Here is an 11,737-nt window from a genome sequence, read left to right on the forward strand (position 1 = left end):
ACCTGATTAATAACCAAGCTTAGCGTCCCCCACGCTAAGCTTTTTTATTATTTGTCTTTCAATTACTTGCCCTTCAGTAGTCGTCACTCGACCCAGATCGCCCTATTACCCTCTCTATTTTCAACAAAAACTAAATAGTGTTTTATCAAATGGGTTAATTATCAACTTTACGAAAGGTTGCTATTCTTTATCTCAACAAAACAATTCATTCAAAACGCTCACGATGTCAGCGCTTTAATAAGGAATCTATTCCATGCAAAAAGTCATTCTGATCACAGGCTCTACCGACGGTATCGGCTTCGAAACAGCAAAAGTACTCGTTCAGCAAGGTCACCACGTTTTATTGCATGGACGTAACCCAAGCAAGCTTAAAGACGTTGAGCAGCAACTTATCGCTCTCTCTACGGAAGCGAAGATCCAAAGCTACGTGGCCGATCTGTCCATTCTGGCAGATGTTGATGCGCTAGCTGACGAAGTGATTGCCGAGCATGAGAAGGTTGATGTATTGATCAACAACGCGGGTGTGTTCAATACTCCCAACCCAATCACCAAAGACGGTTTAGATGTTCGTTTTGCAGTAAACACAGTATCGCCGTATCACCTGACCAAACGCCTGTTGCCAGTGTTAAATTCGTCGAGCCGAGTGGTTAACCTTTCTTCAGCTGCGCAAGCGGCAGTGAACATCGAAGCACTAGAAGGGAAAAAGCTACTTTCTGATGGCGATGCTTACGCGCAAAGTAAACTGGCGATCGCCATGTGGACAGGTGAGATGGCAAAAGAACTAGGCTCTACTGGGCCAATGGTTGTTGCTGTTAACCCAGCTTCTTTATTGGGCAGTAAGATGGTGAAAGACGCCTACGGTATTGCGGGGGGCGACCTGAGCATTGGTTCTGACATTCTCGTTCGTGCGTCACTCTCTGACGAATTCGCACAAGCTAGCGGTCAATATTTTGATAATGACAACAATACTTTTGCTAACCCACACCCAGATGCGCTATACGGTGACAAAGCACAACAAGTTGTCACCAAAATAGAAGAGATTATCGCTACAACACTTTCTTAAGTCAGCGATATATCGTTGATTTGATGGTTCTAAGAAAAAGCCCTGCACTTTTATGATTTGACATAATGATGCAGGGCTTTATCGTTCAATCTTAGTCTTGTTCCCAATACGGCGGGTTACCGTAGTAGTCAGAAAAGTAATCAATAAACGCTCTTACTTTAGGAGCAAGCAGCCTAGTACTTGGGTACACCGCCCAGATCGCAGGTTCTGAAGTGAGTGGGTAATCTTCCAACACTTGAATCAGCTGACCACTTTTTAGTTGCTCATACGCACACCAATTCGATATCACTGTAATACCAAGCCCACCAACTGCAGCATCACGCAGTGCCTCTCCGTTATCCGCTCTAAAAGATCCTGTCGCCTTAATCGTTTTCGCTCCGTTTTCAGTATGAAAGGTCCAGTTTTCTAGACCAATCAAGCTAATACATTGATGGTCATTAAGGTCTTGAGGCGTGGCAGGCTTACCATATTTGATGAGATAATCTGGCGATGCACATACGACTCGTTTATCTGTGGCAAGCTTGCGAGCAATCAGAGTCGAATCCTTTAATTCAGAGATTCTAATCGCGATATCGAAACCGCCTTCCACAAGATCTACCACGGAATCTGACAATCTGAAATCGACTTTTAACCCTGGGTATCGTTCAAGGAACCCTAGTAATGCCGGTATTAGGTGCAGGCGTCCAAATGAAGCAGAAGCGGTAACACGCAGCGTTCCGGTTGGTAAATCACTACCGACTCCAACCGCCGATTTTGCGGCATCGACACTCGACAAGACCTCTTCGGCATGAGGTAGAAATGCTTCTCCCTCTTCAGTGAGTGACACTTTACGAGTGGTGCGATGCACCAAGCGAACACCTAAATTGTCTTCCAATTTACTGATGTGCGAACTCGCCACAGCGGGAGATAAACCCAACTCTTGGCCGGCCATGCTGATGTTATGTGTGGACGCTAAACGAACAAACAATTTGAGGTGTTCAATGTTCATGTGATTACCAACAGAATCTTAAAAATCATATCGCTATAACCCACATTATGCGTCATCCCACTAACAATACAATATGTGCCGCCCCTTAATGACATTCAGATTCTCGGAGCCAAAAAAGAAAAAGCTCCCGAAGGAGTTTTTATTGTCGATATCTAAAAGCTGTTGTTCATTAGCTGTTCAAGCGAGCATATAGCGCATCTTTCAGCACAGAACGGTCATGCTTCAGTTGGTGCATTGAGCCATCATCAATGGGTGAATCTTTCAGCTCAAGTTTACGAATCTCTTTATCAAGGTTGTCGTATGTCTTCATGTCTGTTGCAAAGCCATCATCAGTTTTAGCAAGCTCAGCAATTTTGTCTTTCATTTCAGGAAATTCGTGAACAAGAGAGTGACTTTCACCTAGCATAGAAACCTCTTCAGTTGATTAAAGTGATTGGTATTACACGTTCATTATTAACCTTAGCAAGGGACTCAAATAACAAATGGGATCCAGTACACAGCATAGAATATAGACAATTTAGATTCACAAATTTACAACATCCCCCGACAAAATCGAGGGTGTTAAATTGAATTATCTCAGTAACGATATAGGCTCACGAGAATCATGAATTCTCGTAAGCACGACTTTTATCTTGTTGGATTTAAACCCTGCTGACAGATATCAGTTTTGAGTGAGACCTGTCAGCTATCAGTGACCTACCAGGCAAAAGTTTGAATCACGCTATCCTTCGCCATTGGATTAGACGTAATCGCATGATTCACCTTGGCTAAGAACTGCTCTCTAGAATCAAGTAGGAAACCTTTCTGAGTCACGATGTTGTTGCCATGGTCACCCCAATAGAAAGTATCGATATTGAGGTTCTCGAGTAAGTATTTTTCCTCTTCTAAGATCTGAAGTTGAGTCGGCATGATGAACGTACCATCATTAACTTGCTTCTCCAGAACCGTTCCTGGTTGTATTGCTAACGCCATTGGCGCTATCTGCTCAGGTTTCATGATATTCAACAGCCTTGTTGTCTCGACAATGTGCTCGCGGGAACGCTCACGACCGCCGAGTCCAAAAATAAACGACAGTAGAGTTTCTATACCTGCATCTTTTGCCAGTGCCATGCCCTCAATCGCTTGCTCTGGTGTCATACGCTTTTTGATATTATCAAGCACTACAGGATCACCAGACTCAAGCCCCGCATACGCCATGCTTAGCCCTGCACTTTTCAGCTCTTTAAGCTCACTCAAGCTCTTCCGACGGAAATCATTCAAACCGCTATAGAGTGATATTTTCCTACTTTCAGGAAAGGTGTGACGAAGCTTATCCAAGACCTTAAGTAGATAATCCGTACGAGCCGCCATCACATTGCCATCAATAAGGAAAATCGATTCAACGTAAGGGTAGATCAAGCGAGCCTCTTCAATATCTCTAAACACGTCTTCAATGTCGCGAACCTTAAATCGCTTATCGCTGAACATATTACAAAACGTGCACGTGTTGATGCTGCAACCTAGTGTGGTTTGAATAAGAATACTCTTCGCCTCTATCCATGGACGATATACTTTTCCCTCATATTTCATATTGGTATCTCCGGTCTACAAGCACAGAACGTGCTTGGATACACCAAAGCGTATCAACGTCAGCATTCGTTGATAATCCACAATATAGTCGAATCAGTTTTTAGATTTTAAATAAAATACCCTCTCCAGATAGAGAGGGTATTAATGTACTTATTGATAGAAGAGGAACTTTAATCTCAATGTGAGATGATTAATAACCTACTGCTTAGATTCATATAATTTTGTTGGAACTTCGGTTTCACAACGCTCAAGGTCATAATCTTGAGTCGTGCCACTATTACCTTGGAATCGAATTCTCACGATCATACCTCTATCAACAAACCAACGAAGATCTTCGCAAGAATAACGATAGCTCAACTCCGAAATGTGCGCTGTTGACCATCGAGAGTCACCAGGCAGTGAAATGACATAATAAATCACGCCATTCTCTGTAATCGTCATTCCTTTTATATCGCTTAGGTGTTCAATAGCTGTATCAATTGTTTCTTGATCTGCTGTTGGTTGTAGCTCTTCAATTGGGACACTCAAACAGCCAGAAAGAGCCGTTGCTGACAGACAAGCCAAAAAAAATAGATTTCAATTTCATTTTTATTCTCATTTCAATTACATAGCGAAAATAACGCTAAAATGAGATTCTATTCACGAGATAAATGAATGTGTATCTATACATCTACTAATTTATAAAAAGTGTGATACAGAGTGCTTATTCACTTAATTTGGGGCTTTCTAAAAGAAGAAAATGACTCGCAACGCACTCTCTGAAAAAACCGCAAGCTTTTGAAAATCTGAGATTTTAATTGCACATTACCTAAAGACCAATCATTGGAAGCATCTGTCAATTGATGGTGTAACGTGCCAGAAAACACACTTGATGCTCAGAAAGCGAACTAAATGCTAGTCACTCGTCGCCAAGCGCACCGCCGCTTCTGCATGAATCGCGGTAGTGTCAAACAAAGGAACATCAGTATGTTGTTGCTGAATCAGCAAGGCGATTTCAGTACAGCCGAGAATGACAGCTTCTGCTCCTTGCAGGCTTAGCTTCTCAATGATCTGATTATAGATAGCGCGAGACTCTTCTTTTATTTCGCCTCTGCATAGCTCTTGGTAAATGATGTCGTGTACTTGCTTTCGTTCGTCCTCATCCGGGACCACCACATCAATACCAAATTTATCAGTTAAACGCCCTTTGTAGAAATCTTGTTCCATCGTGAAAGCTGTGCCGAGCAATCCGACTTTTTTCACGCCCTGCTCAAGTAGCTTCTGCGCCGTTGTATCAGCGATATGCAGAATCGGAACCGTGATCTTTTGTTCGATTTCAGGCACGACTTTATGCATGGTATTGGTACAAATTAAGATGAAGTCTGCGCCACCTTTCTCAACCGATAATGCCGCTTCAGCTAAAATATCAGCTGTCTCAGCCCAGCGGCCTAGGTGTTGTAACTTTTCAATCTCATCGAAGTTCACGCTATACATACAGATCTTTGCAGAGTTAAGACCGCCAAGCGTCGCTTTAACACCTTCGTTAATGGATTTGTAATAGCTCATGGTCGATTCCCAACTCATGCCACCAAGCAAACCGATCGTTTTCATTTTTCCAATCCTTTAATTTCCACCTATTCCGATTAAAGCTCCATGCGCTAAAAATTTATAGTACGATCTTGCTGAAAATGAGACGAAGCCTTCGCTATTTAGCAAAAAGGCTCGAATGAACCATTCGAGCCTTTGCTGTTTTATATGAATGTTTGTGTGGGTTAATACACCTCGCACCAATCGGATTTCATGTCGATCAGCGTCCAACCATCTCTAGAGTTCGCTTCGTCGAGTGCTTTATCAAGCTTACCAACATGGGATTCACGATCGTACTTCCACTCTCGTTCGGCATCGGTGTGATGAACAATCATCGCCATTGAATTTGGCTGGCTCGTTGCCCATTGCATCATCGCTTGGTCACCGTCTGAGTTACCTACTGCTAGAATCGGCTTCTTACCGATAATATGCTGAATATTAGTAACTTTTCCGGCTTTATCATCAATAGTCAAAATAGACGAGTCTTTAGTAACGGTCGGATTGCCGTCGTTATAGCTGTAGTTGTATTTAAGTGCGCTACCGATGATCTGCTCTGGCGAGATATTGTAAGCATCAGTAGCCCATACTCTCATGAAATCAACGCCGCCACCCGACACGATATAAGTTTTGAAGTCATGCTCTTGAAGGTAGGTCAGCATCTCTTTCATTGGTTGATAAGTCAGATCGGTATAGGCTTTGTTGAAGCGTTCATCTTTCGCTGCAGCTAACCATTGCTCAACATCTTTTTGGTATTGTTCGACTGTCATACCAGAGTGCGTCGCCATGATAATTTTCAATAAACCTTCTTCGCCGCTTCCTAGAACACTCTTGATGTCATCTTCAAGCACGAACTTAAACGGTGCTTCCGTTTTCCATTCAGGGTGTTCAGGCGCCATCTCTTTAATTCGATCTAATGCAAAAGCTAATTGGAAATAGTATGGCTTTTCAGACCAAAGCGTACCGTCGTTATCAAACACGGCTATACGATCTTGGACCGCAACGAATGTATCAGACTCCGCTTTTGTAGCTTGACCAACAAAATCCACGATAGCGGATTTACTCTCACTATCCTTCCATGAAGGCAGCAGATTAGGATCACAGTCTTTAGCAAGAGATGAGAATGAGAATGAGAGGCTAGATAATATCGCGAAAGATAAAAGGGTTATTTTCTTCATAGCACTACCATGTTGTTGAATTAATTAACGGACTTAATGTCATTCATCCTAGTTGCTCTACTCTGATTTTCCACTTATGAACACTATAACTGCTGTTTATGTTGCTATTGGTACAGACGTAAAACGAGGGCTAACCTCACGGCCAACCCTCATTGTTTAAACGCTAAATTAAAAGCTTAAATGCTAGGCGGAGTTCCCTCACCATTGGAAGCGATGGCGTCAATTTGCACCAAAGCGCCCATAGGAATATCAGAGACACCGATCACTGTGCGCGCAGGCAACGGACCATCAAAATAATGCGTGCAAGCGTCATTGAGCACATCTAAATCAGCCATATATCTCAATTGGATATTTAGCTTCACGATGTCATCCATGACATGTCCAACGCTCTCAATTACTTCTTTAATATTATTGAGGCACTGCATCGCCTGCTCTTTGGCACCATGCGTCGCAATCGCTCCAATTCTAGGATCAAGTGGCAACTGGGCGGAAATATTGTTGTAGTGAGAAAAAGCCACGGTTTGTGTTGAAATCTCACTGATTGGCGCATCTTTGGTGTTGTTTGCCTTAATCACAATTCCATGACGATCTTCAACCGCTTGTGGCGGAGTGCCATCGCCATGTGAAACGGTTGCATCCATTTGTACTAACGCTCCCATAGCTAAGCCTTCAACCACAGTTACTGAACGTGCTGGCATATAGCCCACAGATCTTGCAATCGCCGAGTCAGGGAAGAAGGTAGTGTACACTTCATTGATGACAGCGAGGTCATCAAAGCTTCTCACATGGATGTTAACCTTTACGATGTCATCGAGTGGGACTTCAATGCTTTCCAGTATCGACTTGATGTTTTTGAGACATTGAATGGCGTGCTCTTTTGCTCCGCCAACAACGATATTGCCCGATTTAGGATCAATCGGCAGCTGAGCTGAAATATGATTATAGTGAGAAAAAGCGACCGTCTGAGTCGATAAAGAACTGACTGGTGCGTGTTGGGTGTTTCGCGCGATTTTTACCAGCTCACAAGCATCTTGTGGGTAAGTGCCTTCACCATTAGAGAGCACAGCATCCATTTGCAAATGAGCACCTTCGAGCGGTAAATCAGCAACAGCAAGTGTCGTACACGTTGGTGTGTAAGACTGGAAAAACGATGCATAAACTTCATTCACAGTGTCGAGATCGGCAATGTTTTTCAAGTATAAGTTCACTCTCACAACATCATGCATACAATGTCCAATGCTCTCCACTATCGCTTGAATGTTCAATAGGCACTGCTTTGTTTGATCCACTAATGATCCAGAGACTAAGCTACCTGTTTTAGGATCAATCGGTAATTGAGCAGACAGGTTATTGTAGTGTGAGAATGCCACAGATTGTGTTGAGAAAGGGCTCAATGGTGCATCTTCAGTATTTCTTGAAACTTTAATAATATCGGCACTCATGTCGATACATCTCCTATTCGAGTATTGATGTCAGATAGAGCCAATTAGCTGCATGTTTACCGACATTTAAAAACAAAAGGTACAAAAATAGCCGAACCAATAAATCGTGATAAATACTGGTTCAGCTTAGTTCGAACTACACAGTGGAAGCTTTACGCTCCCATATATAAATCTCTACAGAGAACTTAGGAAGCTGCTGATTTTTTCCTCATGACGCTTAACGGTTTCTGGTGTTGGGATCACTGCATCTTTATGTGTAAAGTACACCAAAATCGCCATCTGAGCTGTTAGTCGGTTTTCAGCTTCATCGAACGCCACTGAGTATTCACTTTCTAGTGCGCCGCGAGTCACTTCTTCTTTATCATTAGCAGGTAGGCAATGCAGCAACATTGCGCCCAGACGCGCCTTAGCCATTAGCTCTTCGGTAATCACATAGTTAGGCATGAATGCCGCAAGACGCTCTTCCTTCTCATCCATTTGCGTTACCCAATAGAAGCTGTCTCCGTACACCACATCACAATCACTGATGCGCTCTACGTCATCAGTAATTTCAATCGTGCCACCAGACTCTTCACAGAAGTTCAGCGCCATCTCGATCCACTCTTGCTCCATGTGATATTTCTTAGGACCAATTTGCTTGAAGCCCATACCGTACTTGGCACACGTCAACATCAGCGAACGACACACATCTGTCGCATCACCCATGAATGCCAATGTTAAATCGGACAATTTACGTCCATCTGTGATGTGCTCTCTGATCGTGTAGAGATCCGCTAGCATTTGAGTTGGGTGGAAACGAGTATCAAGGCCGTTGATTACTGGCACTGTCGACATTTCAAGTAGGCCGTCTAGTGTTTCAGGGCTATTAGTACGAGCCATGATGATGTCGCACATACGAGATAGCACACGAGAAGTATCATCAATCGACTCTTTACCACCTAAGTGAATGTCTTTTGGTGATAGGAACAGTGCATGACCACCTAGTAGTGTTGCCGCCACCTCGAAAGAAACACGTGTACGAGTAGAACCCGCTTCGAAGATCATTCCTACCGATTTGCCTTTGAATAATGGGGGAATTGCGTTGTCTTTGCGCGCCTGTTTCAGGTAAGTCATCAGCTCCATCATGTTGTCCATCTCTTCTACAGAGAAATCTTTCATGGAAACCATGTGCTCTAGGTTTGCTTTGTTTAGTTCAGTTGCGCTAGAAGAAGGTAATTTCATAATAAGTTCCTATTTTTCATAATTTTGTGTGCGGTTCTTTTCAGTTCACTTTGATGACAGTTTGATTTCGAATACCTACCATCACTCTCAAGAGCCGCTACGTTTGGATTAAATTGGTTTTACTGTTGCAACTAGACTCTTGGCACTTGTTGAGTAATGCAGTGGATATTGCCGCCGCCTAACAAAATTTCTCGAGCCGGAACGCCATTCACTTCGTAGCCTGGATAAATATCTTCTAAGATCCCGATAACATCGTTGTCGTAGCGTTTATCCAACAAGGGCAATACAATTTGGTTATTGGTAATCAGATAATTGGCATACGATGCAGCTAAACGCTCACCGGCTTCGCGCTCCATTCCGTCGGCAATATCAATACCTGCCGCTTCTTCCTCGGTCATGAATAGAGGTCCTGGCATTGGCAGTTTGTGTACCTTTATCTGACGGCCTTTGGCATCTGTCTGACTGGTAAGGTAGTCATAGGCTTCGTTGCTGATCTCATATTGAGGATCGTTCTTGTCATCACACCACGTTAAAACCACTTCACCCGGCTTCACAACGTGGAGAATGTTGTCCACATGACCATTCGTTTCATCGTTGTATAAACCACGAGGCAGCCAAATGACCTTCTCGACATTGAGATGTTCGCAAAGCACTTCCGTCAGCTCTTCTTTGCTCATATCTGGGTTGCGGCTTTCGTGTAATAAGCACTCTTCTGTTGTGTAAAGCGTGCCTTCGCCATCGACATGAATTGAGCCGCCTTCTAGTACAATTGGAGCGCGGTATCGAGAGTCACGGATGGTTTCACACATCTTTTGAGCGACTTGGTTGTCACGATTCCAAGGAGAATACAAACCATCGACAAAACCACCCCAAGCATTGAACTCCCAATCCACACCTCGGCGTTCACCACTGTCATCAACAACATAAGTTGCCCCAATGTCACGCATCCAAGAGTCATCGGTCGAGATTTCCAATACTCGAACATCTTCGGGCAAACGAGACACCGCGTTCTCATACTGCTCTGAACTCGCTAACATAGTTACAGGTGTTGTTTGGCTTATCTTAGTGGCGACGTCTGCAAACACGGCTTGGGCTGGTTTTGCACCATTACGCCAGTTATCAGTACGTTCTGGCCAGGCCATCCAAATTTCGCTATGTGGCTCGTGCTCCCCTGGCATTCTGAAACCATCGTGTTTTGGAGTAGTCTCAATTAGTTTTTTCATCGTTATTTCCCCTAAATTATGCTCGAACTTCTTTTTGGTCTTGCGTGTCGGCTGTGTCGTTACCATCCGATCCTTGCTGCTTCTTACGCTTTAGAGCGCCTAGTAAAATCCATTCACCAGCGAGAACGGTGGCAAGTACGCCAATCAAAACAGGTCCTGTGTATCCCCAATCAGCGACAGTTAGATCAAGAGCCTCAGGGAAGATAAATAAAATCACGGCTTGTAGGATGACGAAGAAACAAACAATCGACATTACCCACTGAGCCAACATACCACCCGGTACTTTGAAAGGACGCTCACGTTGGCCATCAACCACACGAAGCTTTAGGTATGCCGGGAACATGAACAGATAAGGAAGTAAGAAAATGCAGCTAGAGAAAGCAAATATCGACCAGAACAGATCATCATTCCCTTGTGCAAACAGTGCGTAAGACAAGATAACAACTGTTGATACTGTGCCCGTGATGTTGTTGGCACCAACTGGAGAACCTTTATCTGATACCTTCGCGACAGGTGCTGGAAGCTCACCTTCTTGAGCGGCTTCAGCGGCAGCTCGGCTAGCCCCCATAGTCCAGCTCACCATATTGCCAATAAGCGTTAGTAGGGCGAATGTACCAAAGATGTAGACCATTGCTGTACCAAACACACCATTACCAAAGAGTGTTTTGAAGGTATCGATAAGGCCTGCTACTAAACCAATACTCTCGACAGGAAGCGCCATCAAGATTCCTACCGTACCGAAGATGTATAAGAAGGCAGTGATACCGATAGAAAGGAAGACGGCCTTAGGCATATCGCGAACATCTTTCATTTCCTTGGTCATGGTCGCGACTAGCTCAAAGCCCATCAGGTTGAATACAATCGCAGGCAAGAAAGACACGGCTGAATCTAATGAAGGCATCATTGCGGGTAACGTAAATTCGTTAGCAACACCGTTTTTCATTGCATAAATGAAGCCGCCGATACCTAATGTGCTGATAACTATGATTTTTAGTACAGCACCCACATTCGTAACCCAAACACCGATATCGGCTGATACATTACAGATCCAAACCGTCAGCCATGTAAGCAATATACAGATGGCGATTTGGCCCCATAAAGACAGTCCCGGCATGAAGAGTTCGGCAAACATCCCTGCAAACATGATGTATACCGCTGGCATCCATAGACCAACGTTAATCCAGTAAAACCACGTTGTTCTCACTGCCCATTTAAAGTTGAAGGCTTGTTTTACCCAGTCGTATATCCCACCTTCACCGGGGTAGGTGGTACTCAATTCGGAAGTAATTAGGCCATATGGGATTACAAAGAAGACCAGCATTAACACCCACCAACCAATGGCACTGACACCAATACTGGCTGACGCGGTTAATGTGTCGACCACCAAAACTGCACACAGTGTAAAGAGTGCAATTCCCGTAACCCCCATTTTTCCTTGCGTTTCGTTACTCATCTCTTAGCTCCTTAATCTCTAATTCGGGATTAATTAA

The 11,737-nt window shown here is 43.8% G+C and carries 11 protein-coding genes; 1 reads left to right on the top strand and 10 read right to left on the bottom strand.

Annotation, left to right across the window (positions count from 1 at the left end):
• Positions 1–253 precede the first annotated feature (253 nt).
• Positions 254–1,063, top strand: a complete 810-nt coding sequence (locus tag L1D55_RS00130) for an SDR family NAD(P)-dependent oxidoreductase (protein ID WP_239915858.1) — start codon at positions 254–256, stop codon at positions 1,061–1,063.
• 91 nt (positions 1,064–1,154) lie between these two features.
• On the opposite strand, the gene L1D55_RS00135 is transcribed toward L1D55_RS00130, so the two are convergent.
• From L1D55_RS00135 to L1D55_RS00180, 10 genes are all read right to left on the bottom strand, one after another.
• Complete coding sequence (locus tag L1D55_RS00135) at positions 1,155–2,051, bottom strand: LysR family transcriptional regulator (protein ID WP_239915859.1); 897 nt, start codon at positions 2,049–2,051, stop codon at positions 1,155–1,157.
• A 169-nt stretch (positions 2,052–2,220) separates the two neighbouring features.
• Positions 2,221–2,457, bottom strand: a complete 237-nt coding sequence (locus L1D55_RS00140) for a YdcH family protein (RefSeq protein ID WP_239915861.1) — start codon at positions 2,455–2,457, stop codon at positions 2,221–2,223.
• A 290-nt stretch (positions 2,458–2,747) separates the two neighbouring features.
• Positions 2,748–3,620, bottom strand: coding sequence for a radical SAM protein (locus tag L1D55_RS00145; RefSeq protein WP_239915862.1), 873 nt, complete (start codon positions 3,618–3,620; stop codon positions 2,748–2,750).
• A 198-nt stretch (positions 3,621–3,818) separates the two neighbouring features.
• Positions 3,819–4,184, bottom strand: a complete 366-nt coding sequence (locus L1D55_RS00150; RefSeq protein ID WP_239915863.1) for a hypothetical protein — start codon at positions 4,182–4,184, stop codon at positions 3,819–3,821.
• A 330-nt stretch (positions 4,185–4,514) separates the two neighbouring features.
• Positions 4,515–5,210: an aspartate/glutamate racemase family protein gene (locus L1D55_RS00155; protein ID WP_239915864.1), complete on the bottom strand. Its 696-nt coding sequence runs from the start codon at positions 5,208–5,210 to the stop codon at positions 4,515–4,517.
• A gap of 161 nt (positions 5,211–5,371) precedes the next feature.
• A complete protein-coding gene (locus L1D55_RS00160) occupies positions 5,372–6,361 on the bottom strand; it encodes an HAD family hydrolase (RefSeq protein ID WP_239915865.1) in 990 nt (329 codons plus the stop codon).
• A 176-nt stretch (positions 6,362–6,537) separates the two neighbouring features.
• Complete coding sequence (locus L1D55_RS00165; RefSeq protein WP_239915870.1) at positions 6,538–7,803, bottom strand: RidA family protein; 1,266 nt, start codon at positions 7,801–7,803, stop codon at positions 6,538–6,540.
• Between the two features lie 174 nt (positions 7,804–7,977).
• Positions 7,978–9,024 carry an ornithine carbamoyltransferase gene (argF, locus tag L1D55_RS00170; RefSeq protein ID WP_239915877.1) on the bottom strand — a complete coding sequence of 349 codons (1,047 nt, stop codon included), beginning with the start codon at positions 9,022–9,024 and terminating at the stop codon, positions 7,978–7,980.
• A gap of 131 nt (positions 9,025–9,155) precedes the next feature.
• A complete protein-coding gene (gene aguA / locus L1D55_RS00175; protein WP_239915881.1) occupies positions 9,156–10,247 on the bottom strand; it encodes an agmatine deiminase in 1,092 nt (363 codons plus the stop codon).
• Positions 10,248–10,263: 16 nt separating this feature from the next.
• Positions 10,264–11,700: an APC family permease gene (locus L1D55_RS00180; RefSeq protein WP_239915882.1), complete on the bottom strand. Its 1,437-nt coding sequence runs from the start codon at positions 11,698–11,700 to the stop codon at positions 10,264–10,266.
• Positions 11,701–11,737: the final 37 nt, after the last annotated feature.

Origin of the sequence: Vibrio sp. Isolate22, from assembly GCF_022398115.1 — a bacterium.
In the GTDB taxonomy this organism is placed as follows: Bacteria; Pseudomonadota; Gammaproteobacteria; order Enterobacterales; family Vibrionaceae; genus Vibrio.